Raw genomic sequence first — 27,000 nt, 5'->3', positions numbered from 1 at the left:
GCGGCTGGCTGTGTTCTCGACACCTGCGGGTGCGAGGCGGGGGTGCTGGGTTGGTTGCGTGGGTTGGGGAGGTCGGAGGTGAGTGGGATGGGTGGGTGGTTGGTGCGGGCCTCGTTGTTTTAACCGACGTTTGGCGGGTTTGGAAACGGCGTTATGTTGAGGTCCGTGGTGCAGGTTCACTCGATCGGGGGCGAGGGGGTGGGAGAAGTGCTGGTCAGAGGGGTGGAGGGAGAAAGGTCGGCAGGTGGGGTGTTGTCGGTGGTTGAGGGGTCCGGGGTGGGAGGGGTGGGGATTTGGGCTACTTCGGTGGCGGCGGTGGGGCCCTCGGTGAGGAGGATTCGGAAGCCTGCTTCGGTCAGGATGGGGACCTTCAGCTGTGCTGCCTTGTCGGCTTTGGAGCCGGGGGATTCGCCTACGACGACGAACGCCGTCTTCTTCGACACCGCGCCCACCGCCTTGCCGCCGCGGGACAGGATGGCTTCTTTGGCTTCGTCGCGGGAGAAGGTTTCGAGGGAGCCCGTGACGACGATGGACAGGCCCTCCAGGTTGCGGGGGATGGAGGTGTCGCGGGATTCGGTGGTGCGCACGCCGGCGGCGCGCCACTTGGCGACGATGGCCTGTCGCCACGGGGTGTCGACCCACTCGCGCACGGCGGTGGCGATGGTCGGGCCCACGCCCTCGGCGGCGGCCAGTTCGGCTTCGGTGGCCTCGGTGATGCGGTCCAGGGAGCCGAACTCCTGGGCCAGGGCGCGGGCGGCGGTGGGGCCCACGTGGCGGATGGAGAGGGCGACGATGACCCTCCACAGTGGACGGCTCTTCACCGTTTCGAGGTTGTCCAGCAGCTTCAGGGCGTTGGCGGTCAGCTCGCCGTCCTTGGTGCGGAACAGGTCGACCTGCGCCAGGCGGTCCGCGTCGAGGGTGAACAGGTCGCCCTCGTCCCCGTACACCGGCGACTCCACCAGCGCCGCCGCGGCCTCGAAGCCGAGGACTTCGACGTCCAGCGCCGAGCGGGACGCCAGGTAGGCCAGGCGTTCGCGGAGCTGGCCCGGGCAGCCGGCGGCGTTGGGGCACCTGATGTCGACGTCGGCTTCCTTCATCGGGCGCAGCGCGTGCCCGCACTCGGGGCAGGTCAGGGGCATCTCGAACGCGCGCGCGTCGGCGGGGCGGGCGTCGATCACCGGGCCCAGCACCTCGGGGATCACGTCGCCCGCTTTGCGGATGACGATGCGGTCGCCGATCAGCACGCCCTTGCGCTTGACCTCGCTGGCGTTGTGCAGGGTGGCGCGCGCGACGGTGGAGCCGGCGACCTTGACCGGTTCCATCACGGCGAACGGTGTCACGCGGCCGGTGCGGCCGACCTGCACCTGGATGTCCAGCAGGGTGGTCGTCGCCTCCTCGGGCGGGTACTTGAACGCGATCGCCCAGCGCGGTGCGCGGGAGGTGGTGCCGAGGCGGCGCTGGGACGAGACCTCGTCGACCTTGACGACCACGCCGTCGATCTCGTGCACGGCGTCGTGCCGGTGCCCGCCCCAGTACTCGACGTGGGCGCTGACCTCCTCGAACGTGCTGAGCACCTTGGTGTGCGGGGACACCGGCAGCCCCCACGCGCGCAGCGCCTCGTAGGACTCGGACTGCCGGCCGGGTTCGAAGCCGTCGCGCTTGCCGAGGCCGTGGCAGATCATCTGCAGCTTGCGGGACGCGGTGACCTTCGGGTCCTTCTGCCGCAGCGACCCGGCGGCGGTGTTGCGCGGGTTGGCGAACGGCGGTCGGCCTGCTTCCACGAGCCTGGCGTTGAGCTCCAGGAAGTCCTCGATGGCGAAGAACACCTCGCCGCGCACCTCGACCAGGGCGGGCACGGGGTAGTCGTCGGAGCCGGTCAGCGCTTCGGGGACGCTGTCGAGCGTGCGGACGTTGAGGGTGACGTCCTCGCCGGTCCGCCCGTCGCCGCGGGTGAGCGCGCGGACGAGCTTGCCGTGCTCGTAGAGCAGGTTGACGGCCAGGCCGTCGATCTTCAGCTCGCACAGGAAGTGGGCGCCCTCGACCTCCTTGGCGACCCGGTCGAACCAGCCGCGCAGCTCGTCGTGGGAGAAGACGTTGTCGAGGCTGAGCATCCGCTCCAGGTGGTCGACGGCCTTGAACTCGGTGGAGAACGTGCCGCCGACGAGCTGGGTGGGCGAGTCGGGGGTGGCGAGGCCGGGGTGGGCCTGCTCCAGCGCTTCCAGCTCGCGCAGCAGCGCGTCGAACTCGCCGTCGCTGACCGTCGGCGAGTCGAGGACGTAGTAGCGGAACTGGTGCGCGCGCACCACCTCGGCCAGTGCGGCGTGCTGGGCGCGCACGTCGGCGGGCACGTCCTCGACGCCCTCGACGGGGGGCGGGTTCACCGGGTCGTTGCTGGTCACGGGGTGAGCGTAGTCAGGGGGTACGACAATTTCAGGGTTCGTCGCCGGTCATCGCGCGGACCAGTTCGCGGAACTCCAGGAGGTCGATCGCGCCGTCCGGTTCGGTCGACGCGGTTTCCACTCGACCGAGTCGTTCACCGGCCAGTCGTTCACCGAGGGTGACGTCCAGGGGCAGGAACGTCAGGGTCTGCCGGGCGGTGTCGTCCAGGGTGGCGAACTCGGGGTGGTGGACGGCGACGTCGACCAGGCCGTCGGAGACCTGGGCGACGACGCGCACGTCGGCGAGCCGGATGCGGCGCGGGCCGAGGTTGATGGTGACGAGGGTCGGGTCGGGGACGGCGGGGACGGAGTCGTGGTACTCCCAGATCATGTCCTCGGGGGGCGCGGCTTTGATCCAGGCGTCCGTGCAGGGGCGCAGCCGGGGGTCTTCGCGGCTGCTGACCACCAGGGCGTAGATGGCGCGGTGGCCGCGTTCGAGGGAGAACTCCAGGTCGGGGTGCAGGGCGGCGACCATCGCGCCGAGGTCGCCCTCGACCCGGTGGGGTTCGCCGTCGCCGAGTGCCGCGCTGACGGTGGGCAGCAGGTCGAACCACTCGTGCCAGAAGGCGACCGCGGCCTCGTCCGGGTTGGGCAGGTGGACGGGTCGGGGTTCGGGTTCGGTGCGGCGGCGGAACCAGCTCATGGCTCCATTGAACTACGGCGGCAGGCGGTGGCGAGGAGTTCCGCGGCGGGTCCGACGAGCTTGCGGCCGCCCGGCCAGACGGCGCGCAGGACGCGGCGCAGGTCGAGGTCGGCGGGCACTTCGACCAGGCGTCCTTCGGCGAGGTCGACGGCGATGGCGAGGACGCTGAGCGCGGCGGGGGCCACGCCGGCGACGACGGCGCCGCGGACGGCGGTGGTGGAGCCGAGTTCGAGCGCGGGCGGGCACGCGTCGGGCAGTGCGCGGTCGAGGGTGTCGCGGGTGCCGGAGCCGCGTTCCCGCATGACGAGGGGTGTGGCGGCGAGCTCGGGCGGGGTGAGGGGTCGGCGGCGGCGGGTCCAGGGGTGTCCTGGCGCGACGACGACGGCGAGTCGGTCCACGGCGACCTTGCGGGACGAAAGCCCTGGCAGGGACCCTGGTGCTTCGACGAACCCGAGGTCGACGTGGCCGTCGCGGACGAGTCGGCCGACGGTTTCGGAGTTGGTCACGCGCAGGCCGACGCGCAGGTCGGGTCGGGTGCGGCGGAGTTCGCCGATCCAGCTCGGGGCGAGGTGTTCGGCGACGGTCATGCTGGCGGCGACGCGCAGTTCGGCTTCCCGCGCGGACCGCAGGGCGCGTGCGGCTTCGACCAGGCCCGCGACCTCGGCCAGGACGCGGCGGGCGCGTTCGGTCACGACGACGCCCGCAGGGGTGAGGACCGAGCCGCGGCGGCCCCGGTCGACCAGGACGACGCCGAGGCGGCGTTCCAGCGTGGACAGGCGCTTGCCGGCCGACGGCTGGGCGATGCCCAGCTCGTCGGCGGCCCGGCCGAGGCTGCCCAGTTCCCCGACCAGCACCAGCAGGCGCAGCGATTCGAGGTCCGGGGTCATAGCCACAGGGTATGACCCCAGAGCGGATGACGGGCTACCGGCGACGTCGGCGCGGTCGGAGGCTGGGTGGGTGCTGATCGCCGCGTTGGTCCTGGGTGTGCTGGTGGGTGGGCGCCTGCCGGACCTGGCCGGTGTCACGCGCCGGTTGCTGCGGGTGGGCGTGGTGCTGCTCGGTCTGCAACTGTCCGTGGCGCAGCTGCTCGACCTGGGGTCACACGTCCTGGTGGCGATCGTCGTCACGGTCGCGGTGACGTTCTTCGGCACGCTGTGGTTGGGGCGTTGGCTGCGGTTGCCGCGCGGGTTGTGCGTGCTGGTGGCGAGTGGTTTCTCGATCTGCGGCGCGTCGGCCATCGCGGCCGTCGAGGGCCGGGTGGAGCGGGAGGACGAGCACGTGGCGACCAGCGTCGCCCTCGTCACGCTCTACGGCACGCTCGCCATGGTCGCGCTCCCGTTGTTGGGCGCCTCGCCGCAGTGGATCGGGTTGAGCGTGCACGAGGTGGCGCAGGTGGCCGCCGCCGCACCGGTCCCGGGTGTGGCGACGGCCATGGCGGTGAAGCTGGGCCGGGTGGCGCTGCTGGCGCCGATCGTGGCCGGTGTCGGCGGGCGCGGCACGCCGCCGGTGCCGCTGTTCCTGCTCGGCTTCGTGGCGTCGATGCTGGTCAGCCCGTTGCTGCCGGCGGTCGTCCTCGGTCCGGCGAAGACCGTGACGACGGTCGTGCTGGCCGCCGCGCTGTTCGGTCTGGGCACGTCGGTGCGTCTCAAGAGCTTGCTGCGGACCAGCCCCAGGGCGTTGTTGTTGGGGCTGCTCGCGACGCTCCTGGTGTGCGGGACCGGTTACCTGTCGCTGCGGGTGGTGTGAGCGCGCCGCAGGTCGGCGTTCAGCCGGGCGATGGTCGTCAGCGGGATGCCCTTGGGGCACGCGGGCGTGCACTCGCCGGCGTTGGTGCAGCCGCCGAAGCCCGACGCGTCGTGCTCGGCCACCATGTCCCGCGCCCGCGAGTACCGCTCGGGCTGCCCCTGCGGCAGCACGCCGAGGTGGGTGGCCTTGGCGGCGGTGAACAGCATGCCCGACCCGTTCGGGCAAGCCGCCACGCACGCGCCGCAGCCGATGCACGCCGCCGCCTCGAACGCGGTGTCCGCGTCCGGCTTGGGCACGGGGGTGGCGTGCGCGTCCGGCGCGGACCCCGTCGGCACGCTGACGTACCCGCCCGCCGCGACGATCCGGTCGAGCGCCGACCGGTCCACCACCAGGTCCCGCACCACCGGGAACGGCTCGGCGCGCCACGGTTCGACGGTCACCACGTCGCCGTCGCGGAAGTGCCGCAGGTGCAGCTGGCAGGCGGTGGTGGCCCTCTCCGGCCCGTGCGCCATCCCGTTGATCATCAGCCCGCACATGCCGCAGATGCCCTCGCGGCAGTCGTGGTCGAACGCCACCGGCTCCTGCCCGGACGTGATCAGCCGCTCGTTGAGGACGTCCAGCGCTTCCAGGAACGACATGTCCGGCGACAGGTCGTCCACGGCGTAGTCCACCAGCCGCCCGGTGTCGCCGCTCTGCCGCCAGATCCGCAGGGTCAGTCTCACGAGTAGCTCCGGGTGCTCGGCGTGACGTGCTCGAAGACCAGTTCTTCCTTGTGCAGCACGGGTGGCAGGCCCACGCCCGTGTACTCCCACGCGGCCACGTAGGCGTAGTTCGCGTCGTCCCGCAACGCCTCGCCGTCCGGCGTCCGGCTCTCCGACCGGAAGTGCCCGCCGCACGACTCGGCGCGGTGCAGCGCGTCCACGCACATCAGCTCGGCCAGTTCGAGGAAGTCGGCCACCCGGCCCGCCTTCTCCAGCTCCTGGTTCAGCCGCTCCCCCGTGCCCGGCACCCGCACCCGCTGCCAGAACTCCTCGCGCAGCTCCGGGATGCGCTCCAGCGCCTTGCGCAGCCCCGCCTCGTCGCGCTCCATGCCGCACTCGTCCCACATCAGCCGGCCCAGCTCGCGGTGGAACGACTCGACCGTGCGGTCGCCGTCCACCGCCAGCAGCGTCTTCACCCGGCCGCGCACCTCGGACACGGTGTCGGCGACGGCCGGGTGGTCCTCGCCCACCGGCTCGAACGGCGCGTCGGCCAGGTAGTCGCCGATCACCCCCGGCAGCACGAAGTAGCCGTCCGCCAGGCCCTGCATCAGCGCCGACGCGCCCAGCCGGTTCGCGCCGTGGTCGGAGAAGTTCGCCTCGCCGATCACGTACAGGCCGGGGATGGTGGACCGCAGGTCGTAGTCCACCCACAACCCACCCATCGTGTAGTGCACGGCCGGGTAGATGCGCATCGGCGTCGTGTACGGGTCGTCGCCGGTGATGCGCTGGTACATCTCGAACAGGTTCCCGTAGCGCTGCTCGACGGCGAGCGCGCCGAGGCGTTCGACGGCGTCGGCGAAGTCCAGGTACACGCCGCGCTTCTCGTCGGAGATGTTCTTCGCCGCCCGTGACGCGATGTCGCGCGGCACGAGGTTGCCGAAGGCCGGGTACTGGCGCTCCAGGAAGTAGTCGCGGTCGGCTTCGGGGATGTCGTTGGGCGCACGGGTGTCGTTCTTGTCGCGCGGCACCCACACCCGGCCGTCGTTGCGCAGCGATTCGCTCATCAGGGTGAGCTTCGACTGGTGGTCGCCGCTGATCGGGATGCACGTCGGGTGGATCTGGGTGAAGCACGGGTTCGCGAACAGCGCGCCGCGCCGGTGCGCCCGCCAGATCGCGGTGGCGTTGCAGCCCTTCGCGTTGGTGGACAGGTGGAACACGTTGCCGTAGCCGCCGGTGGCCAGCACGACGGCGTCCGCGAAGTGCGTGGACACCGCGCCGCTGACCAGGTCGCGCACCACGACCCCGCGGGCCCGGCCGTCCACCACGACCAGGTCCAGCATCTCGGTGCGCGGGTGCATCTCGACCCGCCCGGCGGCGATCTGGCGCTCCAACGCCTGGTAGGCGCCCAGGAGGAGCTGCTGCCCGGTCTGCCCGCGGGCGTAGAACGTGCGGGAGACCTGCGCGCCGCCGAAGGACCTGGTGTCCAGCAGGCCGCCGTACTCGCGGGCGAACGGCACGCCCTGCGCCACGCACTGGTCGATGATCTCGACGCTGACCTGCGCCAACCGGTGCACGTTCGACTCGCGGGAGCGGAAGTCGCCGCCCTTGACCGTGTCGTAGAACAGCCGGTGCACGCTGTCGCCGTCGTTGCGGTAGTTCTTGGCCGCGTTGATGCCGCCCTGCGCGGCGATGCTGTGCGCGCGGCGCGGGCTGTCCTGGTAGCAGAACGACGTGACCCGGTAACCCAGCTCGGCCAGCGTCGCCGCCGCCGAGCCGCCCGCGAGGCCGGTGCCGACCACGATCACGCTCCGGTTGCGCCGGTTCGCGGGGTTGACCAGCCGGGCGGAGAACCGGCGGCGGTCCCAGCGGGTCTCGATCGGACCGACCGGGACGCGGTCGTCGGCGATCGGCTCGCCCTCGGTGTAGAACATGTCAGCTCACCAATCCGGTGAAGACGGCGAAGGGGACGGAGAGGAACCCGGCGCAGATCACCACGGCGACGCCGAGGCCGATCACGCGCGAGGTGGTGACGCCCAGCGTCTGGGTCGCGCTCCACACGCCGTGGCGGATGTGGAAGCCCAGGGCCAGCACGGCGACCGAGTACGCCAGCACCACGTACCAGCGCTGGAAGTCCGCGACCACGTTCGAGTGAATCTCGCCGGGTGCGCCGCGGGGGTTGAGCCACCCGACGGTGAGGTCGAGCAGGTGGTAGACGACGAACAGGGCGATGATCACGCCGCCCCAGCGCATGGTGCGGGCCGCGTAGCTGCCCTGGACGCGGCGGCGGTGCTCGTACCGGCCCCTGGCCTTCCTGGCCCGCGCCGTCAACTGGTAGGCGGCGACGAAGTGCAGCGCCACGCACGCCAGCAGCACGACCCTGGTCGGCCAGACCGCGCCGATCTCGCGCAGCCACCGGCCGTAGCCGTCGATCGCGGCCGCGCCGGAGAAGATCGTGAGGTTGCCGACCATGTGCGCGACCACGTACAGCAGCAACCCCGCGCCGGTGACCGCCATGACCACCTTCTTGCCGACGGTCGTGCGGTAGAGCCCCATCGTGTCCACGCCGCTGACGCTAGGAACGGGGGCGACGAGTCGTCCAATACATCGTTCGCTGCCTGAGGATAGCCTGGGGCTATGACGCTCCAGCAGCTCGTGTACTTCCTGGCAGTGGCCCGGACGAGGCACTTCACCAGGGCCGCGGCGGAGGCACGTGTGGCGCAGCCCTCACTGTCCAAGCAGATCCACGCGCTGGAGAAGGAGCTGGGCGCGGAGCTGTTCAGCCGGGCGCGCGGGAACGTCTCGCTGACGCCCGCGGGCGAGGCGCTGCTGCCGGTGGCCAGCCGGATCCTGTCCGATGTGGACACGGCCCGGCTGGAGGTGGCCGAGCTGCTGGGGCTGCGGCGCGGCCGGGTGCGGGTGGGCGCGACGCCGAGCCTGTGCGCCAGCATCTTCGCCGACGTCATCAAGCGGTACCACGACGCCTACCCCGGCATCCAGGTGTCCGTGACCGAGGGCGGGTCGCGTGACCTGGTGCGGGCGCTGGAGGCCGGTGAGCTGGACCTGGCGCTGGTGATCGTGTCGCCCGCCGACGCCGACCGGGCGCTGACCGTGGTGCCCGTGCTGCGGGAGGAGCTGGTGGTGGCGTCGGCCGCGCCGCTCGGTGTCGCGCGGATGCGGTTGACCGACCTGCGCGACCAGCCGCTGGTGATGTTCCGGCCCGGCTACGACCTGCGGGAGACGACGCTGGCGGCGTGCCGGCAGGCGGGGTTCGAGCCGACGTTCGCGGTGGAGGGCGGTGAGATGGACGCCGTGCTGCGGTTCGTCGAGGTGGGGCTCGGGGTGGCGATCGTGCCGAGCACGGTGCTGGCGACCCGGTCGCTGCACGGCACGCCGCTGGCGCCGGGCACGTCGCGGACCGTGGCGCTGGCGCACCGGACCGACGTGGCGCCGACGTCCGCCGGGCGGGCGTTCCAGGCCGTGCTGCTGGAGTTCCTGCGCGGGGCGGAAATGCCGTCGGGCGTTCACCTGGTGGAGCCGTAGGGTGCTCCCGTGCTGATCCGACGCGAGACCGCGGCCGACGTCCAGGCCATCCACGACGTGACGGAGGCCGCGTTCGCGGCCCGACCCGGCGGGGAGGTGCGGCTGGTCGGCGCGCTGCGCGCGGACGTCGGCTGGATCCCGGCGTTGTCGCTGGTCGCCGAGGTGGACGGCGCGGTCGTCGGGCACGTGGTGTGCACGCGCGGGACGGTGGGGTCCGCGCCGGCGCTGGGCCTGGGTCCGCTGAGCGTGCTGCCGTCGCACCAGCGTTCGGGCGTCGGCAAGGCGTTGGTGCACACCGTCCTGGGTGCCGCGGACGCGCTGTCGGAGCCCCTGGTGGTGCTGCTGGGCGACCCGGACTACTACTCGCGCTTCGGGTTCGTCCGGGCGTCCACGCTCGGCATCACCCCGCCGGAGCCCGACTGGGACCCGTACTTCCAGGCGCGCACCCTCTCCGCCTACACGCCCGCGGCGACCGGCCCGTTCAGCTACGCCGCGCCGTTCGCCGACCTCTGACCGTCACCAGCCCTCGGGCGGCTCCACGAACGCCTTGCCCAGGTCCTCGGTCAACGCCAACGCGCGCCGCACCCACGCCGCGCTCGCGCCGGCCAGCCCGCACGTCGGCGTCGGCACCGCGTTCGTGCCCAGGGTTTCGCGCGGGAACCCCAGGCGGTCCACCAGGTCCAGCGCGGGCTTGGCCAGCGACCGCAGCGTCGGCGGCGTGGTCGGGTCGGTGCTCGGGGTCAGGCCGAGCAGCAGCTGGGTCTTCTCCTCCCACGCCTCGCCGATCTCGTCCCACGTCGTCCCGTCCAGGGCCGTGACGTCGAACGAGATCGCCCGTGCGCCCGCCTGCCGGATCAGCGAGATCGGCGGCTTCGGCGCGCAGCAGTGCACGACCACGTCGGCGTCCAGGGCCTCGATCACGGCCTGGAGCACGGCGCGCGCGTCCGGTTCGGGGACGGCGGGGACCGTGCCGAGCTTGGACGGCGTCGGCAGCAGGCCGCGCAGCACGGCGGGCAGCGCCGGCTCGTCCAGCTGCACGACGACCCGCGCGCCGGTGCGCCGGGCGACCTCGGCGACGTGCCGGTTGAGCCCTTCGACCAGCGACTCGGTGAACTCGCGCAGGGCGCCCTTGTCGGTGAGCACGCGGTGGCCGCGGGCCAGCTCGACGCTCGCGGTGAGCGTCCACGGGCCGGCGGCCTGCACCTTCACCACCGGCGGGGCGAGCGGGTCGGCGGCCTCCTCGAACGCGTCGAGGTCGCGGCGCATCAGGTCCACCGCGCGCCGGTGGTCCCGGCCGGGGTGCGCGGCGGTCCGGTAGCCGGACGGGACCACCTCCACCGGCAGGTCGACCAGGAGGCCCGCGGTGCGGCCGATCATGTCCGCGCCGACGCCCCGCGCGGGCAGTTCGGGCAGGTGGGGGAAGTCGGGGAGTTCGCCGAGGACGATCCTGGCGGCCTCCAGCGGGTCGGTTCCGGGCAGCGAGCCGAGGCCGGTCGCGGCGCCGGCGGACCAAGGGAGGGCATCCACCGGGACAGTCTCCCACCCTGGCCGGTCGACCGTTCACGACGGAAAAGGTCTAGACCCATTGACGGGGTGGTCCAGTCCACCTACCGTCACCTTGTCGGTGCCGACAGTTGCCAGCGGCGCCGCCACGAACGTGGTGTGGGGGCGTGCCGCGCCCCGCGCTCCCGCACCACTCCCACCCCGTTCCCCCCTGCACGGGAGTAGGTAGCGATGTCTCGGAAGCGCAAGAGCCTGGCCGCGCTGGCGGCCGGCGTCACCGCGGTCCTGACCGCCGGTCTGCTGCTCGCCGCCCCGGCGGGCGCGGCGCCGACCCCGACGGCCGTGTTCACCCAGGACTCGACGTGGGGCTCGCAGTACCAGGGCAAGTTCACCATCACCGCCGGCTCGGCCGCGGTGTCCGGGTGGAAGGTCGAGTTCGACCTGCCGGCGGGCAGCACGCCCGGTTCGTACTGGGACGCGACGCTGGTCAGCAGCGGCTCGCACCACACGTTCACCAACCGCGAGTACAACGGCAGCCTGGCGGCGGGCGCGTCGACGTCGTTCGGGTTCCTGGTGAACGGCACGGGCTTGCCCGCCAACTGCAAGCTCAACGGCCAACCCTGCACCGGTGGCACCACTACCACCACCACTTCTACTACCACTACGACCACCACGACCACCACGGATCAGCCGCCGCTGCCGGGCAGCCTGAAGTCCGCGCCGTACGTGGACATCACGATGCCGACGCCGTCGCTGGAGTCGGTCGCCCGCGCCACCGGCCAGAAGGTGTTCACGCTGGCGTTCGCGCTCGCGGACAGCAGCGGCTGCAACCCGTCGTGGGGCGGCACGATCCCGTTGAACGACAGCCGGATCATCAACGACGTGAAGGCGTTGAAGGCGCTGGGCGGTGACGTCATCGTGGCGACCGGCGGCGCGGCCGGACCGTACCTGGAGTACTCGTGCTCCACCGCCGACGCGCTGCTGGCGGCGTACAAGAAGGTGCTCGACGCGGTCGGCAGCAACCACCTGGACGTCGACGTCGAGGCGTCCATCCCGCACGACATGGTGAACACGGCGTTGAAGCGCCTGCAGACCGAGCGCGGCACGTCGATCAGCTACACGATGCGCGTGCAGGGCGACGACTACGGCATGGACCCGTACTCGGTGCAGATCCTGCAGAACGCGGCCGCCAAGGGCCTCACCGTGCTGGTCAACCCGATGACCATGGAGTTCGGCTCGTCCCGGTCGGACTGGGGCGACGCCGTCATCGCGGCGGCCGAGAGCAGCCTGCGGCAGATGAAGCAGATCTGGCCGGCGAAGTCGGACGCGGAGCTGAAGAGGCTGCTCGGCGTCACCCCGATGATCGGCCGCAACTTCAACGGCAAGGTCTTCACCCAGGCCCACGCCCGCAAGCTGGTGACGTGGGCGAACGCGAACCGCATCGGTCTGCTGGGCTTCTGGTCGGTGGGCCGCGACAACGGCGGCTGCCCGGGCGGCGGCATCTCGCCGACGTGCAGCAGCATCAGCCAGAGCCAGTACGAGTTCACCAACATCTTCAAGGGCTTCACCGCCTGAAGCCGCTCAGCAGGATCAGCGCACCGATCACGATCAGCACCACCGGCAGCAGCACGTGTCCCCAGCGGGTCAGGGTGGGGGTTAGGAGGGGGCGGGTGGCGAAGAAGTGGCCGGCTGCGCACCAGATGGCGACGAGGACCAGGAAGACGATCACGTACTCCGTGACGCCGGTGGTGGCGAAGACGGGGACGTAGACGCCGATGTTGTCGCCGCCGTTGGCGAAGGTGACGGCGGCGACGCCGAGGGCGCCGGTGGCCTTCGGTTCGCCGTCCTCGCCGCCGCGCCACGCCTGCCACGCCGCCTTCACGCCCAGCGCCAGGGGCAGCAACCCCAGCCACGGCAGCACCGACGGCGGCAGCAGGGTGGCGCCCAGGGCGGCGGCGATGGCGACGGCGAGGATCGCGGTGAAGCCCAGGTACTGGCCGAGCACCACGCGCCACGGTGGCACGCCCCGCGCGAAGAACAACGCCAGCAGCACGATGTCGTCGACGTTCGTCACCGCGAACAGGCCGATCGCACGGATGATGTCCAGCACCCGCGAACCCTAAGGTGCAGGCATGAACGGACCCGCAGAGATGCTCGCCAACGACGCCGCCTCGACCGCGCTGGGCATCCGGGCGCTGGAGCTGGGTGACGGCACGGCCCGCCTCGCCATGACCATCACCGACCGGATGGTCAACGGCCACGGGATCGGGCACGGCGGGTACGTGTTCCTGCTCGCCGACACCGCCTTCGCCTGCGCGTGCAACCGCCACGGCTCGGTGACCGTGGCGGCGCAGGCGGAGATCGACTTCATCGCGGTCGTGCGCGAGGGTGACGAGCTGGTGGCCGAGGCGGTGGAGCGGGTGCGGTTCGGTCGCAGCGGGATCTACGACATCACCGTCCGGCGTGGCGACGAGGTGGTCGCCGAGTTCCGCGGCCGGAGCCGGACCCTCAGGCCGGCTGCCCCGAACGGCGCAGACCCAGCACCTGGAGGGTGATGAACCCCGCCACGGCGACCGCCTGGGCGACCACCAGGAGAACACCGAGACCGGTCATCGGGAACCACCCGGCGAAAGCGGTGAGCAAGCTGTCCAGCACCCACACCGAATTGCCGATCACGACCACCGCGACCAGCGGGCGGATCGGGCGGAGGCCGAGCAGGAAAACACCCACCCCGTAAGCGACGAGGAAAACGCCGAGCCCGATCACCAGACCACGCGGCAATCCCGTCGGGATGTCAAAGAGGAGGGCGAGGACACCGAGCCCGCCCGAGGCGACACCGTCGAGCTTGAGGGCGAAGCGGAGAAGACCGTCGTTGCGGACCTGAGTTGTCGTCATGGCTCGGAAACTAGGGCCGACGCCACTGCCGGCGGAACGCCGAACACTGCCAACGGCTGCCAATCACCGGGCCTCGACCTGGGAGGACAGGTCTTCGGCCACCAACCGCGCCCCCGCGTTCTGCCAGTTGTGCAGCGTCCGCTCCGGCACCTGGTTGACGAACCACGCCAGCGCCCGGCGCCCCTCCGGGTCCAGGTCCTCGCGCTTGGTCCGCCTGCTGTACGGCCGGATGCCGACCACGTAGTAGAAGTACAGCGCGTTGTAGTGCCGCCATTCGTCGCTGGTGCCGAAATCGCCGTCACGCGGTTTGAGCCGGCGGATGCTCTCCAGCAACAACGACTTCAGCTCGGCCGCGCGTTCCAGCGGTTGGTCGGACGCGCCGCGCGCGGCGAGCCTGGCGCCGATCACCGGCAGTTCCGTCAACGGGCTGGCTACCAGCTTGCCGAGGTCGCCGTAGTTGCTCAGCGCGCGCCGGGTCAGCTTCACGAACTCCGCCGGGTCGAGCGGCGCGCGGCGGGGCAGCGACTCGGCGGCGTCGCGCAGCTGCGCGCGGGACTCGGCCACCTCGGGCACCGCGACCCGGTCCACCAGCAGCGCCAGCGGGTTGGCCAGCACCTGCACGGCGATCGCGGCGGCGACCGTGCCGTACAGCAGCGGCACCAGTCGGTCGTCCAGGAACAGCGCCACCTGCCCGCCGAACACCGCAGCCAGGCCGGCCGACGTGAGCAGCGAGCGCACCATGTCCGCCCGGATCGCCTCGCCCTCGTCGAACGCGTCCGCCACCGCCACGACCACGCCGAGCACCAGCAGGTCGACCCCGGCCGACGCGACCACCAACCACGACGGCAGCACGTCGACCAGCAGCAACGCGCAGCTGAGCCCGAACAGGACCGTCGCCGCTCCCAACAACGCCCGCCGCAGGCGCAGGCACAGCACCAGCGCCGCGGCCAGCGGGACCAGCACCACGACGGGCGCGAAGCAGGCCGCCACCAGCAGCGGCAACGCGCTGTAGCGCCACCACCGGTCGTAGCGAGCCGGCAGCCAGCACACGACGACCCCCGTCCACGCCACCGCGGGCACCGCCATCGCCACCGGCGGCAGCGGGAGGGCGATCACCAGCGCGTACGCGAGCAGCCCTACCGACGCGCGGCGCAGCAGGTGCTTGCGCGGATCGCGCAGGAGCAGGTACAGGCCGAGCCACCAGGCGAGGCCGAAGGTCACCACCGACACCGCGATCACCCGGAAATCCTACGGTTGCGGCGGCTGGGACGATGTGGTTCATGCCGGTCGAGCTGACGCTCCAGAGGGCCGCCGAAGAGGTCGCACGCGGCGACCTGGCCAGCGTGCTGCGCGCGCGGCAGCGGTTGGTCGGCCTGGTGTCGAGCTACCCCGACCGGCTGGACCTGCGGGACCGGCTGGCGTCGGTGTACCGGCTGCTCGGCGACGCGGCGCAGGCCGGGCGCTGGAGCTACCTGGCCGAGGTGCGCGACGAGGCGGAGGTGGCGGCGTTCGAACGCGCCTACCGCACGCCGCTGGCGCGGCTGGAGGCGATGAACTGGGTCGGTGGCGAGGCGGGCGCGGTCACCGAGACCGCCCGGCGGCGGCTGGTGGCGCTGCAGAGCGCGGCGAACGACCAGCTGCGGGCGGAGCTGTCGGTGGCCGACGACCGCGACTCGTCGTGGCGGACGAACGCGCTGGTGCTGGCCGGCCTGGTGATCGCGCTGCTGTGCTTCGTGGTCGGCGCGGTGACGCTCGTCATGTGGGTCTACAGGTGGTTCGCCGGGTGAGCGCATGCTGGGCGCATGACCCCCGACATCGCCGCCGCCGCTGACCGCATCCGCCCGCACGCCCGCCGCACGCCCCTGTGGCGCACCGAGGTCGACGGCAGGCCGATCGTGCTCAAGCTGGAGCACCTCCAGCTCACCGGGTCGTTCAAGCTGCGCGGCGCGCTGAACAGCCTCATCGTCGCGGGTTCGCCCGATCGGGTGGTCACGGCGTCCGGGGGCAACCACGGCCTCGGCGTGGCGAAGGCCGCGCAGCTGCTCGGACTGCACGCCACGGTGTTCGTGCCGGTGAGCGCGCCGGAGGGCAAGGTGCGGCGGATCGAGGCGGCGGGGGCGAAGCTGGTCCGGCACGGCGACACGTACGCCGAGGCGGTGCTGGCGGCCCGCGAGACGCCCGGCCACTACGTCGAGGCGTACGACGACCCGACCGTGATCGCCGGTCAGGGCACGGTCGCGGCGGAGGTGGTCGAGGACGCGCCGGACGTGGACGCGATCGCGGTCGCCGTCGGCGGGGGCGGGCTGGCGGCGGGCACGGCGCTGGCGTCCGGTCGGCTGACGGTCGCCGTCGAGCCGGAGCGGTGCTGCGCGCTGCACCACGCGCTGGCGGCGGGCGAGCCGGTCGACGCCGAGGTCGACTCGGTGGCCGCGTCCGCGTTGGGCGCCACTCGGGTGGGTGACGTCCCGTTCGGCGTCCTGCGCTCGCACCCGGTGACGTCGCTGCTCGTCGCGGACGCCGAGCTGCTGGCCGCGCGCGACCGGCTGTGGGAGGAGTTCCGGCTGGCCGTGGAACCGGCGGCGGCCGTGCCGTTCGCCGCGTGGCTGGCGGGACGGGTGCCGGGCGAGCTGACGTGCGTCGTGCTGTGCGGCGCGAACACCGACTGGACGCCGTAGGAGGGGTTGCCCGGCCCCGTGCCCGGCGAGGCGCCGGGCACGGGGCGGAACACGGACCTGGACGCCCGCTACACCCTCACCACCGCCTACAACGCACTGGACTGACCGCCCGGCTCGGCGGCGCACTCCCCCAGGCCGAGCAGCCCCCGGGCCAGGCCCGGTCGCTCCTGCGGCACGCGCTCCTGCGAGACGCGCGACTGGGACGGCACCTCGACCTCCCGGCAGAGCTCCGGGTCCAGCCGCTCCACCCGTTCGACCATGGCCTCCACCTGGGCGACCAGGTCGGCCCACTCGGGCCGGTGCAGCCGCTCCCGGACCACCCAGCGCAGCGTGCGGACCTCCGCGCGCAGCCGCTCGAACTGCTCCAGGTCGAGACGTTGCGCGGACGGGTGGTCGAGCTTGCTCGACAGCACCCTCACCCGGGTCCCGATGTCCACCAGCGACCTCCGGCGTCGTGCGTTGTCAATCGGCACGCACGCAGTGTCGCAGGCGACACCGACAAAACAACAAGCCGGAGGTCAGCGGGTCGAGCTGATCGTGGCGCTGGCGAGCACCAGATCGCCCGCCGCCGCGTCCTCGCGGTACACCGCGACCGCCTGACCAGGGGCGACGCCGCTCAACGGCTCGCGCAGGCGCACCAGCAGCTCACCGTCGACGACTTCGGCCACCGCGGGCGCCAGGCCGCCGTGCGCCCGCACCTGGGCCACGCACTCGACCGGTCCGTCGAATGAGATCCTGGTCACAGGGCGGTGGGCGACGATCTCGGTGACCTGCAGCCGCTCGGCCGCGCCGACCCGCACCGTGCCGGTCACCGGCTCCAGCGACAGCACGTACCGCGGCCGGCCGTCGGGCGCGGGCGCGTCGATGCCGAGGCCCTTGCGCTGGCCGACGGTGAACTCGTGCACGCCCACGTGCCGCCCGAGCACCGCGCCGGTCGCGTCGTCCACCAGGACACCGGGCTGCTCGCCGAGCTTGCGGGTCAGGAAGCCCTGCGTGTCGCCGTCGGGGATGAAGCAGATGTCGTGGCTGTCCGGCTTCTCGGCGACCTGCAGGCCGCGCTCGGCGGCCTCGGCCCGCACCTGCGCCTTGGTCGAGTCGCCGAGCGGGAACATGGCGTGCGCCAGCTGCTCGCGGGTCAGCGACGCGAGCACGTAGGACTGGTCCTTGCCGTCGTCGGCCGAGCGCCGCAGCTCCAGCACACCGTCCACATCGGACAGCCGGGCGTAGTGCCCGGTGCACACCGCGTCGAAGCCGAGCGCGACCGCCTTGTCCAGCAGCGCCTCGAACTTGATCTTCTCGTTGCACCGCAGGCAGGGGTTGGGCGTGCGGCCCGCCGCGTACTCCGCGACGAACTCGTCCACCACCTCCTCGGTGAACCGCTCCGCGAAGTCCCACACGTAGAACGGGATGCCGAGCACGTCCGCGGCCCGCCGCGCGTCCCGGGCGTCCTCGATGGTGCAGCAGCCGCGCGCCCCGGTGCGCAACGTGCCCGGCTTGGCCGACAACGCCAGGTGCACGCCGGTCACCTCGTGACCCGCCGCCACCGCCCGCGCCGCAGCCACGGCGGAATCAACACCGCCGCTCATCGCCGCCAGCACCCGCATGCCCGTCACACCTCCGCCGTCGCCTTGCCCGCCAGTCGCTTCAACCCCGCGATGCCCGCCGTGCGGGCGCGTTCCACCACCGGTCCGATCACCTCGGCCAGCTCGCGCACGTCGGCCGCCGTGGTCGTGTGGCCGAGCGAGAACCGCAGCGAGCCCCGGGCCAGCACCGGGTCCGCGCCCATGGCCAGCAGCACGTGGCTGGGCTGCGCCACGCCCGCCGTGCACGCCGAGCCGGTGGAGCACTCGACGCCCTTGGCGTCGAGCAGCATCAGCAGGCTGTCGCCCTCGCAGCCGGGGAAGGTCAGGTGCGCGTTGCCCGGCAGCCGGTGCACCGGGTCGCCGTTCACCGCCACGTCCGGCACCACCCGCCGCACCGAGGCGACCAGCTCGTCGCGCAGCCCGGCGACCCGGGCGGCGGTCTCGGCCTGGTGCTCCACGGCGTGCCGCACGGCCGCCGCCAGGCCCACGATCGACGGCACGTCCAGCGTGCCGGACCGCACCTCGCGCTCCTGCCCGCCGCCGTGCAGCACGGGCGTCGTCGCCACGTCCCGGCCGAGCAGCAGCACGCCGATGCCGTACGGGCCGCCGAGCTTGTGGCCGGTGAGCGTGAGCGCCGAGGCGCCGGACGCGGTGAAGTCGACCGGCACCGCGCCGACGGCCTGCACCGCGTCGGTGTGGAACGGCACGTCCCGCCCGGCGGCCAGCGCGGCCAGCTCGGCCACCGGGTTGACCGTGCCGACCTCGTTGTTCGCCCACATCGCGGTGACCAGGGCGACGTCGTCGTCCAGCGCGTCGCGCAGCGCCTCGGGCCGGATGCGGCCGAGCCCGTCCGGCTCCAGCCAGGTCACCTCGGCGCCCTCGTGCTCGACCAACCACTGCACGGTGTCCAGCACGGCGTGGTGCTCCACCGAGGACGCCACCACCCGACGTCGCCGGGGCGTGCGGCGGGACCAGTAGACGCCCTTGACCGCGAGGTTGTCGCTCTCCGTGCCACCGCTGGTGAAGATCACCTCGGAGGGCCGCGTGCCGAGGGCGTCCGCGATGTCCTCCCGGGCCTCCTCGACCGCCCGCCGCGCCCGCCGCCCGGAGGTGTGCAAGGACGAGGCGTTGCCCGTGGTGGACAACGCCCGGGTCATCGCCTCGATCGCCTCGGGGAGCATGGGGGTCGTGGCGGCGTGGTCGAAGTAGGCCATCAGCTCCCCAGGGTATCCCGGCGCAGCCGCCCGGCCAGCACCGCACCGAGCACCGCGACGCCCGCCATCAGCAGGTCGAACGGCACCACGGCGGCCGTCGGCGCGGTGGCCGAGGCGAACGTGGCGACCAGCACACCGCCGAGCCCGACCAGCAGCGCGGAGCCGAGCATGTCGCTGATCTGCAGGGCCGCCGAGTTGAACCCCCGGTCGACCTCGGACGACGCGCCCAACGTGAGCACGCTCAGACTGGACATGGCCAACCCCATCCCCGCTCCGGCGACCGCCCACAGGACGGGTGTGGCCCAGGCGGGACCCCACGACGGTGCGATGAGCGTCACTCCGGAAATACCCGCGGCGTTGAGCACGAACCCCCACCGCACCAGCTTCTCGCGCGGGATGTCCGGTTTGCGCGACTGCCACCAGGCGGCGCTGGACCAGCCGAGCGCGCTCAGCGTGAGCGGGATGCCGGCGGCGATGGCGGAGTAGCCGTGCACGGCGGTCAGCGTCAGCGGGATGAACGCCTCGGCGGCGAAGAACGAGCCCGCGAGCAGCGCGCGGGCCAGGATCGTCACCGGCAGGCCGCGCCGGGCGGTCAGCGTGCCCTTGGGCAGCAGCACCCGCAGCGACGGCGCCAGCACGGCCAGCCCGACCGCCCCGATCACCAGGTCGACGCCGCTCGGGTGCTGCGCGGCCCAGCTCAGCGCCGCGACCCCGAACCCGGCGCCGAGCGCGGCCAGGGGCAGCCCGCGCCGGGTGTTCCGGTCGGGGGTGTGCGCGGGCAGGTTCCGCAGCACCGGCGCCACCAGCAGCACGCCGACCAGCACGAACGGCGCCAGGCCGAGGAACACCCAGCGCCAGCTCAGCGCCTCGGTCAGCCAGCCGGAGACGGCGGGACCGACCAGCGACGGCACCACCCACGCCGACGCCAGCAGCCCGAACACCGCGGGCCGGTCGCGCTCGGGGTAGACCAGGCCGATCAGGACGTAGACCGCGACCACCTGCGCGCCGCCGCCGATGCCCTGGAGCACCCGGCCGAGGAGCAGTTGCGCCATGTCCTGGGCGAGTCCGGCGACGACCAGGCCGACCAGGAACAGCGCGGGCCCGATCAGCAGCGACGGCCGCGGTCCGCGCAGGTCGCTCAACCGGCCGGACAGCACGGTGGCGACCACGCCGGCGGCCAGGAACGCCAGGAACGGCCACGCGTACAGCTCGTTGCCGTCGAGGTCGGCGACCATCCGCGGCATCGCCGTGCTGACGCCCATGTTCTCGAACGCGAGCAACGTGACGAGCAGGATGATCCCGACCGTGGGCCCCCGCCGCTCGGGTGTCCACAGATCACTCCTGGCAGGGGTTTCCGCTGTCGTCACGGCTCAATGGTTCAACCTCTACCTGGGTGGAGGTCAAGGTGGTATGACGCGTTCACGGGTTCCCGACCGGCGAGGCCGCAGAGGCGACCCGGGTGGCGTGCGTGCGCTGCGAGGGCAGTTCGACCGTGCCGCGGGCAACCCGCTCGGACTCCCGCTGCACGAGCGCCGCCAGTTCACGGCGGGTCGACGCGCGGCCGGGCGCGACCTCGTCCAGCACGTGCACCTCCACCGTGAGCCCGCGGGACCGCAGCACCCGGCGCACCGAGTCCACCAGGGTGTCCGACCCGACGAACGCGGGCCGGGTCGACGTCGAGGAGCCCTGCACGTACCGCAGCACCACCGGCCGCACCGGCACACCGGCGTCCAGCGCGGCCTGGAACAGGGCGGGCCGGTAGCGCCCGGACGCCCTGCCGCACCACGTCGTCCCCTCGGCGTGGACGCCGACCGCCGCACCGTCCCGCAGCGCCGCCGCCAGCTCGGCCACCGTCCCCGGCAGCAGCGACAGCCGCTCGCGGTCCAGGTAGACCGTGCGGGCCGCGGTGATCAGCCGGCCGAGCACCGGCCAGTCACGGATGTCCCGCTTGGCCACCAGCCGGATCGGCTGCACCGCGTCGATCGCCAGCTCGTCCAGCCAGGACACGTGGTTGGCCACCACCAGCACGCCGCGGCCGGGGGTGGCCTGGAACACCGGTCCGGCGACCCGCAGCCGCACGCCGAAGGCCCGCAGCAGCGCCCGGAACCACGCCCGCAGCACCACCGACCGCGCCTGCCCGCGCACGCACAGCACGGCGAGCACCACCAGCACCCCGGACAGCATCACCACCAGCGCCGCCACGACCCGGCACACCGCCCGCAGCGGGCCGACGGACGCCGTCGAGTGGTCCACGCACCCGTCACCGCAGGGCGAAGCGGGCATCCACGCGTGCTTGGCGCTCACGCCGTCTCCCCGAGGAAGAACTTCAGGTACCGCTGGTCGACCCGGTCCATCCCGAGCAGCACCGGCAGGTCGGCCACGCCGAAGTCGACGTCCAGCGCGGGCCGCCCGCACACCCACGCCCCCAGCCGCAGGTAGCCCTTCAGCAACGGCGGCAGCACGGTCCGGTCCGGCCGCGGCACGGAGTCGACGTCCCACGGCGTCCACGGCGCCACCCGGTACTCGTCGGGGGCGTGGTGCTTGGCCCGCACGACGTCCCAGACGCCCGCCGCGAACGCGCCGCCGTCGTGCAGCGGCACCGAAGCGCACCCGATCAGCCACGAGTGCCCCGACAGCAGCATGTACCGGGCGATCCCGGCCCACACCAGCGACACCACGGCGCCGTTGCGGTGGTCGGGGTGCACGCACGACCGCCCGGTCTCCACCAGGGACGGCCGCAGCGGGTCCAGGGCCGACAGGTCGAACTCGCCGTCGGAGTACAGGCCACCGGCCTCGGCGGCGCGGTCCGGCGGCAGCATCCGGTAGGTGCCGACGATGTCGCCGGTGCGGTCGTCGCGCACGACCAGGTGGTCGCAGTACTGGTCGAAGTGGTCGACGTCGCGCCCCGGCGCGGTGGTGCGCAGGACGGCGCCCATCTCGTCGGCGAACACCAGGTGCCGCAGCCGCTGCGCGGCCACCACCTCGTCGCTGTCGCGCGCGACGAGCAGGGAGTAGCGCGGGGCGTCGGAAGCGGCGTCGCCGGTGCTGACAAGCAGTTGTGGCTGCGTCATGGGTCTGGTCTACCGACCGGTCGGCGACCGGGAGCAGGTGCTTACGGTGACGCCTCAGTGGCAGCTTCGTTAAGGCCCGGTGAGGTCGGGGACGGCACGGGGGCCGCCCCGCTTCGCGCGGAACGGCCCCCGTGGGTCCTGCGGCTGGTCAGCCCTTGCGCTTGCCGACCTCGTCGGTCAGCTGCGGCGCGACCGCGAACAGGTCGCCGACGACGCCGAAGTCGGCGACCTCGAAGATCGGCGCCTCCGGGTCCTTGTTGACCGCGACGATCGTCTTGGACGTCTGCATGCCCGCCCGGTGCTGGATCGCGCCGGAGATGCCCAGCGCGATGTACAGCTGCGGCGAGACCGTCTTGCCGGTCTGGCCGACCTGGAACTGGTGCGGGTAGTAGCCGGAGTCCACCGCGGCCCGGGACGCGCCGACCGCCGCGCCGAGGCTGTCGGCCAGCTTCTCCACGACGTCGAAGCTCTCCGCGCTGCCCACGCCACGACCACCGGACACGACGACCGACGCCTCGGTCAGCTCCGGGCGGTCGCCGCCGACGATCGGCTCGCGACCGGTCACCCTGGTGACCAGCGCCGGGTTCGCGGCGGGCAGCTCGACGGCCTGCTCGACCGCGTCGGCGGGCGACTCGGACGCCTCCACGCCGCCGGGGCGCACGGCGATGACCGGCACGCCCTTGGTGACCTTGGACTTCACCACGTACGCGCCACCGAAGACGGACTGCGTGGCCACGCCCTCGCCGTCCAGGTCGACCGCGTCGTAGAGCAGGCCGGAGCCCAGGCGCGCGGCCAGCCGGCCGGCGACCTCCTTGCCCTCCAACGTCGCCGACACCAGCACGGCGGCGGGCGACGCGGTGCCCGCGATGGTCGCGAGCGCGTCCACCTTCGGCGTGACCAGGTGGTTGACGGCGTCCTCGGACTCCGCCGCGTACACCTTCACCGCGCCGTAGCGGCCCAGCGACTCCCTCACCTTGCCCGCGGTCCCGGGCGATCCGACCACCACCGCGGCCGGGTCGCCGAGACCGCGCGCGGCGGATAGAAGCTCATAGGTGACCTTCTTGACCTCGCCGTCGACGTGGTCGACGAGGACCAGTACCTCGGACATGATTCCCCTCGCCTTCAGATGAGCTTCTGGCCGACCAGGTACTCGGCGATCTTCGAACCGCCGTCACCCGCGTCCTCGATGCGCTGACCGGCGCCGCGCGGCGGCTTCGGGGCCGCCTCCAGCACCTGCGACCACGCGGCGCCGAGACCGACCTCGCCCGCGTCCAGTCCGAGGTCGGCGACGCTGAGCGTGCTGACCGGCTTCTTCTTCGCCGCCATGATGCCCTTGAACGACGGGTACCGGGGCTCGTTGATCTTCTCGTTGACGCTGACCACGGCGGGCAGGCTCGCCTCCAGGTGCACGACGCCCTCGTCGGTCTCCCGCTCGGCCTTGACCGTGCCGCCCTCGACGGTGAGCTTGCGCACCTGCGTCACCTGCGGCAGGCCCAGCAGCTCGGCCAGGATCGCCGGCACCGCGCCCGCGCGGCCGTCGGTCGCCTCGTTGCCCGCGATGACCAGGTCGAAGCCGTCGATCGTGCCGATGGCCTTGGCCAGCACCTTGGCGGTGGTGAGCGCGTCGGAGCCGTGCAGGGCCTCGTCGGAGACGTGCACCGCCTTGTCCGCGCCCATGGAGAGCGCCTTGCGGATCGCGTCGGTCGCGCGGTCGGGACCCATCGCGACGACGGTCACCTCGCCGCCGTGCGCCTCCTGGAGCAGCAGCGCCTCTTCCACGGCGCGCTCGTTGATCTCGTCGAGCACGGCGTCCGCGGACTCTCGGTCGAGGGTGTGGTCGGAGTCGGCGAGCTTGCGCTCGGACCAGGTGTCGGGCACCTGCTTGACCAGGACGACAATGTTCATGGGTCCTCTTCGACCTCCTGCGGACGGGCGGCGACGTGGTTGGGCGACGGTAGTTGCCTGTGGTCGCCGGATTGCTCGTGACCCTGCCATGCCGTCGCCGCATTGGCATGGTGGTGTCGGCCACCTGAATGTTACCCGCCAGTAGCAGAGGTGCAAACAGCAGCTAGCACCCGCGCCGGGTGATGATGCTCACTGATCGGAAAAGGCTATTAGGACAAGGCTGCGGGCATCGGAGACGGCGTTGCGGACCCGCCGCTATTCGGCCGCACGCCTTGGCGATTGTCACCGGCTCCGCCACGTGCCGGCGCGCCGCCGGGCCCGGCGATCGACCCAGTGATCGGCGCGCACGTCGGGGCAGGGGTGCTCAGGGTGACCGTTTTGCCGGTTTAGACCGGTTGGGAACCCCGTGCGGGGTTTGAGCGTTGACCGTGCAGGGAAGGAGGTGGGCATGGCAAATCTGTTCAGCAAGCTCGCCGCGTTCGCCCGCAGTCCGCAGGGCCGCCGGGTCACCGAACAGGTCAAGCAGGCAGCACGCGACCCCCGGAACAAGGCCAAGGCTCAGCAACTGATCCGCAAGTTCCGCAAGCGCTGAGACCTGACGACCGAGCGGCCCGTCACCGGTTGGACCGGCGGCGGGCCGTGGTCGGTCCGGCACCCGGCCCGGCGGTCGACGGCTTGTCGGCCGCCGGGTCCGGGTCGGTGCGTTCGGGCGCGGTGTCCTCGCACGTGATGGCCTTCGGTGCTGTCGCGCGCAGGACCGGCTCGGGTTGGGCGGGCACCTGGATCAGGACGGGTTCGGCGGACGCGCTCGGCTGCCCCGGCGACGCCGGTTCGACTTGGCCGTCCGGCGAGGTCGGCTCGACCTGCCCGTTCAGCGAGGTCGGTACGACCCGGCCATCCGGTGTGGTCGGCTCGACTTGGCCGTCCAGTGCGGCCAGTTCGACTTGGCCGTCCAGTGCGGTTGGCGCGACCTGCTCATCCGGTGCGGGCGGCTTGATCCGGCCGTCCGGCGCGGTCGGCTGGGCGGGCACGGTGCCGTTGTCCGGCTCGGGTAGTTCGGCGAGCGCGGTGAGGGCGGGCAGCTCGGTGGTTTCGGCGTGGGACAGCAGGCTCGTGGCGGGTTCCGAGCCCTCGCGGACCACGTGCATCCGGCGCACCTCGTCCAGCCGCACGGGCCGCTCGGTCTCCGGCCTCGGGTCGGGGACCAGGACCAGGTTCGGGCGCGGCGGCGGGGAGGGCAGCGCGGTCGGGAAGCCCACGACCGGGTTGCGGTGGATCGGCTTGGTCGCGTAGTCCTGCGGCGGCCACGGTGGTTCGACGCGGGGCGCGGGCGGTTCCGGCGCCGGTTCCGACTCGGGCTCCGGCGGCGCGTCCCGCCTGAGCATGATCGCGGTCAGCACGCAGCCCCCGGCGAACGACAAGGCGCACAACCCGAACACGACCGCCACCACCTCGGACACCAGCGCCCCCTCACCCGACTCGCACGTCGACTCGACCGACACCGCCCGACCGCGGGCGCTGGAACCCCAGCGCCGGACCTGCTCCCACCGCTGTGGCCCCGACCGGTTCGACCGTCGGCCGCACCGGCGCTTTCGCGGGGTGCGTGAACGCGGGCGGACCGGTGGTCGCGACGCCACCGCCCACCGCGAAGGCCGCCGCGGCGAGCGCGGCCGGCACCGCGACCACACCCGCCACCACCAGCCGCACCACCGGGAACCGCACCGCCATCAAGCACCGACCCGCTGGCCGTCGGCGCCCGCGGGTTCGGCGCCCGCCTGCTTCGTGCCCGCCTGCTCTGCGGTCGCCTGCTTCGTGCTCATCTGCCCGGCGCTCACCTGCCCGGCGCTCACCTGCCCGGCGCTCACCTGCCCGGCGCTCACCTGCCCGGCGCTCGTCTGCTCCGGGATCAAGCTCGGCATCCGGTCCGCCGCCGACTCCAGCGCACCGCGCGCCGAGGCGAGCTGAGCCGCCACCGACCGCCGCAGCTCACGCAGGTCGTCGGACTGCTGCTGCATCTCGCCGATGCGCCGGTTCGCCTCCCGCGCCGCCAGCTTGATCAGGAACGCGGCCCGCGCCTTGGCCAGCTCCTCCTGCTCGGCGAAGTGCTGCTCGGCCTCGTGCCGCCGCCGGTTCATGGTCAGCTCGAAGAAGTTCTGCGCCCTGGCGCGCTTGGCATCGGACTCCGCCTCCAGCGCCGCGCACCGCTCGGCCGCCTCCCGCGCCAACCGGTCCGCCTCGCGCTCCGCCTCCGCCACCGCGGCGGCGCACTCGGCCTCCACCTCCTCGGCACGGGCCCTGAGGTGCGCCTCCACCTCGGCCCGACGCCGTTCCAGGTCGACCTCGCACTGCTCCAGCTCCGCCGCCCGCCTGCTCGCGGCCTCGCGCTGCGCGTCCGCGTGCGCGTCGGCCTCCGCGCGCAGCGCGGCCAGCTCCGCCTCCACCTCGCTCCGCCGGGCGGCCACCTCCGCCTCGGTCCGCTCCCGCAGCGCCGCGGCGTCGCGCTCCGCCCGCAACCGCAGCTCGTTCGCCTCGTCCTCGGCCAGCGTCAGCATCCGGTGCAGCCGCTCGGACGCGCCCGCGGTCGTGCTCGGCGACATCTCCAGCCGCTCGACGCGGGTCCTGGCCTCGTCCAGGTCGTGCCTGGTCATCTCCAGCAGCTTGCGCAGGTCGGCCGCCTGGGCCAGCGCCTCGGCGCGGTCGAGGGTCGTGTACTTGAGCTGTTCGTCCAGGTTCTCCAGGTGCTCGATCACCTGGCGGCGGTGGAAACCCCGGTAGACGACGTCGAAACCCGCGTGCAGGGGAACGATCTCCGGCTCTTTAGCACCCATGGCGGCCCCACTCGGTTGAAGATTGCCGAGGGTGCCGAGCGTAAGGCACCCAAGCGGCATACGACCACTCACGACTACCCTGGTACAACACCGTCGATGCACCCTTCTTACAGGGGAAACACCATCAGGGAAGATCCGAAACAGCTGGGTGCAGCTCACCCGATGGTGTTGATTCCAGGAATCAACGACCTCCACCGCGAATGCATATAGCGACAAATTCACACCACCGGGCGGTAGTGCATTCACACTAATCAGTGA

General features: G+C 72.6%; 29 protein-coding genes. 8 read left to right on the top strand and 21 right to left on the bottom strand.

The features are described 5' to 3' along the window. Window positions 1-176 precede the first annotated feature (176 nt). From ligA to AB0F89_RS13850, 3 genes are read right to left on the bottom strand one after another with little or no spacing between them, the layout of a single operon-like run. Window positions 177-2,399, bottom strand: coding sequence for an NAD-dependent DNA ligase LigA (gene ligA, locus AB0F89_RS13860; protein WP_367136147.1), 2,223 nt, complete (start codon window positions 2,397-2,399; stop codon window positions 177-179). 31 nt (window positions 2,400-2,430) lie between these two features. Next, a complete protein-coding gene (locus AB0F89_RS13855) occupies window positions 2,431-3,081 on the bottom strand; it encodes a hypothetical protein (protein WP_367136146.1) in 651 nt (216 codons plus the stop codon). After that, the gene (locus tag AB0F89_RS13850) at window positions 3,078-3,968 is read right to left on the bottom strand and encodes a LysR substrate-binding domain-containing protein (RefSeq protein WP_367136145.1); all 891 of its coding nucleotides are present in this window, start codon (window positions 3,966-3,968) and stop codon (window positions 3,078-3,080) included. The genes AB0F89_RS13855 and AB0F89_RS13850 overlap by 4 nt, the downstream gene beginning before the upstream one ends. A gap of 70 nt (window positions 3,969-4,038) precedes the next feature. Between AB0F89_RS13850 and AB0F89_RS13845 the strand changes: the two genes are divergently transcribed. Continuing rightward, the gene (locus AB0F89_RS13845) at window positions 4,039-4,827 is read left to right on the top strand and encodes a YeiH family protein (RefSeq protein WP_367136143.1); all 789 of its coding nucleotides are present in this window, start codon (window positions 4,039-4,041) and stop codon (window positions 4,825-4,827) included. Here the strand turns inward: AB0F89_RS13845 and AB0F89_RS13840 are convergent. Genes AB0F89_RS13840 through AB0F89_RS13830 form a run of 3 tightly spaced genes read right to left on the bottom strand, consistent with a single transcriptional unit; the run spans window position 4,803 to window position 8,081 of the window. Then, entirely contained in the window at window positions 4,803-5,549 is a 747-nt protein-coding gene (locus AB0F89_RS13840) for a succinate dehydrogenase/fumarate reductase iron-sulfur subunit (RefSeq protein ID WP_367136141.1), read from the bottom strand. The two genes, AB0F89_RS13845 and AB0F89_RS13840, sit on opposite strands and share 25 nt — an antisense overlap. Beyond that, window positions 5,546-7,459: a fumarate reductase/succinate dehydrogenase flavoprotein subunit gene (locus AB0F89_RS13835; protein WP_367136139.1), complete on the bottom strand. Its 1,914-nt coding sequence runs from the start codon at window positions 7,457-7,459 to the stop codon at window positions 5,546-5,548. Before AB0F89_RS13835 ends, AB0F89_RS13840 begins: the two co-directional genes overlap by 4 nt. Window position 7,460: 1 nt before the next feature. Further along, window positions 7,461-8,081 (bottom strand): succinate dehydrogenase cytochrome b subunit, encoded by a 621-nt coding sequence (locus AB0F89_RS13830; RefSeq protein WP_367138864.1) that lies wholly within the window; start codon window positions 8,079-8,081, stop codon window positions 7,461-7,463. 81 nt (window positions 8,082-8,162) lie between these two features. Here AB0F89_RS13830 and AB0F89_RS13825 point away from each other — a divergent pair, with 81 nt between their 5' ends. Both AB0F89_RS13825 and AB0F89_RS13820 read left to right on the top strand, forming a co-directional pair. Next, entirely contained in the window at window positions 8,163-9,068 is a 906-nt protein-coding gene (locus AB0F89_RS13825) for a LysR family transcriptional regulator (protein ID WP_367136137.1), read from the top strand. Window positions 9,069-9,077: 9 nt separating this feature from the next. Further along, a complete protein-coding gene (locus AB0F89_RS13820; RefSeq protein WP_367136135.1) occupies window positions 9,078-9,581 on the top strand; it encodes a GNAT family N-acetyltransferase in 504 nt (167 codons plus the stop codon). A 3-nt stretch (window positions 9,582-9,584) separates the two neighbouring features. Here the strand turns inward: AB0F89_RS13820 and AB0F89_RS13815 are convergent, their stop codons facing one another. Beyond that, a complete protein-coding gene (locus tag AB0F89_RS13815) occupies window positions 9,585-10,595 on the bottom strand; it encodes a methionine synthase (protein WP_367136133.1) in 1,011 nt (336 codons plus the stop codon). A 207-nt stretch (window positions 10,596-10,802) separates the two neighbouring features. Between AB0F89_RS13815 and AB0F89_RS13810 the strand changes: the two genes are divergently transcribed. Continuing rightward, a complete protein-coding gene (locus tag AB0F89_RS13810) occupies window positions 10,803-12,146 on the top strand; it encodes a cellulose binding domain-containing protein (RefSeq protein WP_367136131.1) in 1,344 nt (447 codons plus the stop codon). Here AB0F89_RS13810 and AB0F89_RS13805 read toward each other — a convergent pair. Then, window positions 12,136-12,681, bottom strand: coding sequence for a cadmium resistance transporter (locus AB0F89_RS13805; protein ID WP_367136129.1), 546 nt, complete (start codon window positions 12,679-12,681; stop codon window positions 12,136-12,138). The genes AB0F89_RS13810 and AB0F89_RS13805 overlap by 11 nt on opposite strands. A gap of 22 nt (window positions 12,682-12,703) precedes the next feature. Between AB0F89_RS13805 and paaI the strand changes: the two genes are divergently transcribed. Continuing rightward, entirely contained in the window at window positions 12,704-13,126 is a 423-nt protein-coding gene (gene paaI, locus AB0F89_RS13800) for a hydroxyphenylacetyl-CoA thioesterase PaaI (protein ID WP_367136127.1), read from the top strand. Here the strand turns inward: paaI and AB0F89_RS13795 are convergent. Continuing rightward, on the bottom strand, window positions 13,080-13,466 hold the full coding sequence (locus tag AB0F89_RS13795; RefSeq protein WP_367136125.1) for a hypothetical protein: 387 nt from the start codon (window positions 13,464-13,466) through the stop codon (window positions 13,080-13,082). The two genes, paaI and AB0F89_RS13795, sit on opposite strands and share 47 nt — an antisense overlap. Window positions 13,467-13,529: 63 nt before the next feature. Then, a complete protein-coding gene (locus AB0F89_RS13790; protein ID WP_367136123.1) occupies window positions 13,530-14,705 on the bottom strand; it encodes a hypothetical protein in 1,176 nt (391 codons plus the stop codon). A 41-nt stretch (window positions 14,706-14,746) separates the two neighbouring features. Here AB0F89_RS13790 and AB0F89_RS13785 point away from each other — a divergent pair, with 41 nt between their 5' ends. Then, a complete protein-coding gene (locus AB0F89_RS13785; protein ID WP_367136121.1) occupies window positions 14,747-15,253 on the top strand; it encodes a DUF6584 family protein in 507 nt (168 codons plus the stop codon). Window positions 15,254-15,268: 15 nt separating this feature from the next. Further along, window positions 15,269-16,141: a serine/threonine dehydratase gene (locus tag AB0F89_RS13780; RefSeq protein WP_367136119.1), complete on the top strand. Its 873-nt coding sequence runs from the start codon at window positions 15,269-15,271 to the stop codon at window positions 16,139-16,141. An 86-nt stretch (window positions 16,142-16,227) separates the two neighbouring features. Here AB0F89_RS13780 and AB0F89_RS13775 read toward each other — a convergent pair whose 3' ends face one another. From AB0F89_RS13775 to AB0F89_RS13740, 8 genes are all read right to left on the bottom strand, one after another. Continuing rightward, window positions 16,228-16,578: a hypothetical protein gene (locus AB0F89_RS13775; RefSeq protein WP_367136117.1), complete on the bottom strand. Its 351-nt coding sequence runs from the start codon at window positions 16,576-16,578 to the stop codon at window positions 16,228-16,230. Between the two features lie 81 nt (window positions 16,579-16,659). Next, window positions 16,660-17,745, bottom strand: coding sequence for a tRNA 2-thiouridine(34) synthase MnmA (gene mnmA, locus AB0F89_RS13770; protein ID WP_367136116.1), 1,086 nt, complete (start codon window positions 17,743-17,745; stop codon window positions 16,660-16,662). A gap of 5 nt (window positions 17,746-17,750) precedes the next feature. Next, window positions 17,751-18,938 (bottom strand): cysteine desulfurase family protein, encoded by a 1,188-nt coding sequence (locus AB0F89_RS13765; protein WP_367136114.1) that lies wholly within the window; start codon window positions 18,936-18,938, stop codon window positions 17,751-17,753. Continuing rightward, window positions 18,938-20,305, bottom strand: a complete 1,368-nt coding sequence (locus AB0F89_RS13760) for an MFS transporter (RefSeq protein WP_367136112.1) — start codon at window positions 20,303-20,305, stop codon at window positions 18,938-18,940. The genes AB0F89_RS13765 and AB0F89_RS13760 overlap by 1 nt, the downstream gene beginning before the upstream one ends. Window positions 20,306-20,357: 52 nt before the next feature. Continuing rightward, complete coding sequence (locus tag AB0F89_RS13755; protein ID WP_367136110.1) at window positions 20,358-21,242, bottom strand: lysophospholipid acyltransferase family protein; 885 nt, start codon at window positions 21,240-21,242, stop codon at window positions 20,358-20,360. Next, a complete protein-coding gene (locus tag AB0F89_RS13750) occupies window positions 21,239-22,009 on the bottom strand; it encodes a GNAT family N-acetyltransferase (RefSeq protein ID WP_367136108.1) in 771 nt (256 codons plus the stop codon). Before AB0F89_RS13750 ends, AB0F89_RS13755 begins: the two co-directional genes overlap by 4 nt. Before the next feature lie 148 nt (window positions 22,010-22,157). Beyond that, a complete protein-coding gene (locus tag AB0F89_RS13745) occupies window positions 22,158-23,117 on the bottom strand; it encodes an electron transfer flavoprotein subunit alpha/FixB family protein (RefSeq protein ID WP_367136106.1) in 960 nt (319 codons plus the stop codon). Between the two features lie 14 nt (window positions 23,118-23,131). Then, window positions 23,132-23,914 carry an electron transfer flavoprotein subunit beta gene (locus AB0F89_RS13740; protein ID WP_367136104.1) on the bottom strand — a complete coding sequence of 261 codons (783 nt, stop codon included), beginning with the start codon at window positions 23,912-23,914 and terminating at the stop codon, window positions 23,132-23,134. Window positions 23,915-24,362: 448 nt separating this feature from the next. On the opposite strand from AB0F89_RS13740, the gene AB0F89_RS13735 reads away from it, so the two are divergent. Next, window positions 24,363-24,506 carry a hypothetical protein gene (locus AB0F89_RS13735; protein ID WP_367136102.1) on the top strand — a complete coding sequence of 48 codons (144 nt, stop codon included), beginning with the start codon at window positions 24,363-24,365 and terminating at the stop codon, window positions 24,504-24,506. 22 nt (window positions 24,507-24,528) lie between these two features. On the opposite strand, the gene AB0F89_RS13730 is transcribed toward AB0F89_RS13735, so the two are convergent. The 3 genes from AB0F89_RS13730 to AB0F89_RS13720 are packed head-to-tail and all read right to left on the bottom strand — an operon-like array spanning window position 24,529 to window position 26,742. Next, the gene (locus AB0F89_RS13730; protein WP_367136100.1) at window positions 24,529-25,374 is read right to left on the bottom strand and encodes a hypothetical protein; all 846 of its coding nucleotides are present in this window, start codon (window positions 25,372-25,374) and stop codon (window positions 24,529-24,531) included. Window positions 25,375-25,384: 10 nt separating this feature from the next. Next, on the bottom strand, window positions 25,385-25,642 hold the full coding sequence (locus tag AB0F89_RS13725) for a hypothetical protein (RefSeq protein WP_367136098.1): 258 nt from the start codon (window positions 25,640-25,642) through the stop codon (window positions 25,385-25,387). Continuing rightward, window positions 25,642-26,742, bottom strand: a complete 1,101-nt coding sequence (locus tag AB0F89_RS13720; protein WP_367136096.1) for a hypothetical protein — start codon at window positions 26,740-26,742, stop codon at window positions 25,642-25,644. The genes AB0F89_RS13725 and AB0F89_RS13720 overlap by 1 nt, the downstream gene beginning before the upstream one ends. Window positions 26,743-27,000 lie beyond the last annotated feature (258 nt).

The sequence above is a fragment of the Saccharothrix sp. HUAS TT1 genome, from assembly GCF_040744945.1.
Classification (GTDB): domain Bacteria; phylum Actinomycetota; class Actinomycetes; order Mycobacteriales; family Pseudonocardiaceae; genus Actinosynnema.
This window is presented reverse-complemented; position numbering and strand designations above follow the sequence as displayed.

Bases quoted from the DNA above. Each gene is read 5' to 3' on its own strand.
- AB0F89_RS13850 (WP_367136145.1), bottom strand. From the start codon at position 3,968: ATGACCCCGGACCTCGAATCGCTGCGCCTGCTGGTGCTGGTCGGGGAA.
- AB0F89_RS13785 (WP_367136121.1), top strand. From the start codon at position 14,747: ATGCCGGTCGAGCTGACGCTCCAGAGGGCCGCCGAAGAGGTCGCACGC.
- AB0F89_RS13765 (WP_367136114.1), bottom strand. From the start codon at position 18,938: ATGGCCTACTTCGACCACGCCGCCACGACCCCCATGCTCCCCGAGGCG.
- AB0F89_RS13735 (WP_367136102.1), top strand. From the start codon at position 24,363: ATGGCAAATCTGTTCAGCAAGCTCGCCGCGTTCGCCCGCAGTCCGCAG.
- AB0F89_RS13740 (WP_367136104.1), bottom strand. From the start codon at position 23,914: ATGAACATTGTCGTCCTGGTCAAGCAGGTGCCCGACACCTGGTCCGAG.
- AB0F89_RS13810 (WP_367136131.1), top strand. From the start codon at position 10,803: ATGTCTCGGAAGCGCAAGAGCCTGGCCGCGCTGGCGGCCGGCGTCACC.
- AB0F89_RS13720 (WP_367136096.1), bottom strand. From the start codon at position 26,742: ATGGGTGCTAAAGAGCCGGAGATCGTTCCCCTGCACGCGGGTTTCGAC.
- AB0F89_RS13835 (WP_367136139.1), bottom strand. From the start codon at position 7,459: ATGTTCTACACCGAGGGCGAGCCGATCGCCGACGACCGCGTCCCGGTC.
- AB0F89_RS13780 (WP_367136119.1), top strand. From the start codon at position 15,269: ATGACCCCCGACATCGCCGCCGCCGCTGACCGCATCCGCCCGCACGCC.
- AB0F89_RS13745 (WP_367136106.1), bottom strand. From the start codon at position 23,117: ATGTCCGAGGTACTGGTCCTCGTCGACCACGTCGACGGCGAGGTCAAG.
- AB0F89_RS13750 (WP_367136108.1), bottom strand. From the start codon at position 22,009: ATGACGCAGCCACAACTGCTTGTCAGCACCGGCGACGCCGCTTCCGAC.
- mnmA (WP_367136116.1), bottom strand. From the start codon at position 17,745: ATGCGGGTGCTGGCGGCGATGAGCGGCGGTGTTGATTCCGCCGTGGCT.
- AB0F89_RS13830 (WP_367138864.1), bottom strand. From the start codon at position 8,081: ATGGGGCTCTACCGCACGACCGTCGGCAAGAAGGTGGTCATGGCGGTC.
- AB0F89_RS13855 (WP_367136146.1), bottom strand. From the start codon at position 3,081: ATGAGCTGGTTCCGCCGCCGCACCGAACCCGAACCCCGACCCGTCCAC.
- AB0F89_RS13725 (WP_367136098.1), bottom strand. From the start codon at position 25,642: ATGGCGGTGCGGTTCCCGGTGGTGCGGCTGGTGGTGGCGGGTGTGGTC.
- paaI (WP_367136127.1), top strand. From the start codon at position 12,704: ATGAACGGACCCGCAGAGATGCTCGCCAACGACGCCGCCTCGACCGCG.
- AB0F89_RS13825 (WP_367136137.1), top strand. From the start codon at position 8,163: ATGACGCTCCAGCAGCTCGTGTACTTCCTGGCAGTGGCCCGGACGAGG.
- AB0F89_RS13795 (WP_367136125.1), bottom strand. From the start codon at position 13,466: ATGACGACAACTCAGGTCCGCAACGACGGTCTTCTCCGCTTCGCCCTC.